The organism is Vibrio sp. 1580 (assembly GCF_033340055.1).
This window is the reverse complement of sequence record NZ_JAWOVT010000275.1, coordinates 1-712: the sequence shown is the minus strand read 5'-3', so window position 1 is coordinate 712 and position 712 is coordinate 1. Positions and strand designations below refer to the sequence as shown.

Below are 712 nucleotides of genomic sequence, written 5' to 3'. Positions count from 1 at the left end.
AGAAGTGCTGCAGGATGCGTTAGCGAAGATTCCAAAAGAGCTGAATGTGTAAAATTCACCAGTGGTTGGTTAAAAATACCAACTTACGGACAGAGAAGCCGGAGCGCAGAAATGCCTCTGGCTTTATTTTTATTTAGAAATCATAACCTTAATTTGTTTTGGATAAGTTGGTATGGAAACTGCTCTAGTCGTTTAAAACAAATGGAGAAGTGATTATGTTGGAGCTGATCTTTATTTTAGTATTTGCCGCGACCTTGTTAGTAACAGGCATCACGATGATGACAGTGTTCGCAGCAACAGGTATTGCGTTGGTTGTGATGTTTTTACTTGGCATGATCGGCGCGGTACTCAAACTATTGCCATGGCTGATAGTCATCGCATTGGGTATTTGGTTCTTTAAAAACTTCGTTGCCCAACCGCGTTATAAATAGTTGGGTATAGACGATTTAGTTGATAGCGAGGCGTGAGAGTATGGTATATTTCCCCTCACGCCCTCATTGTTGAATATCAGCTATCTCGGAGTACACATTCCATGACAAATAAAGCGACCATCGCTTTAACAGCATTATCATTAGCCGCATCTCTTCCTACATTCGCAGAATCTTCTTTTTCCGCAACAGTGGGGGCAGAAGTATGGGGTGCAGATACACAAGTTAATGAAGTAAGAAGAGATAGCAGTACAACGGGTACTTTTTACGCTGCCATTGAGCAC

The 712-nt window shown here is 41.9% G+C and carries 2 protein-coding genes and 1 pseudogene; all 3 read left to right on the top strand.

Annotation, left to right across the window (positions count from 1 at the left end):
• Positions 1 to 213 (top strand): hypothetical protein (locus tag R7093_RS25490; RefSeq protein ID WP_318147054.1); only part of this gene is annotated, 213 nt, incomplete at its 5' end.
• Positions 214 to 215: 2 nt separating this feature from the next.
• Complete coding sequence (gene pspG / locus R7093_RS25485) at positions 216 to 431, top strand: envelope stress response protein PspG (protein WP_005496590.1); 216 nt, start codon at positions 216 to 218, stop codon at positions 429 to 431.
• 101 nt (positions 432 to 532) lie between these two features.
• A pseudogene (locus tag R7093_RS25480) lies at positions 533 to 712 on the top strand (iron-hydroxamate ABC transporter substrate-binding protein); the annotation flags it as partial.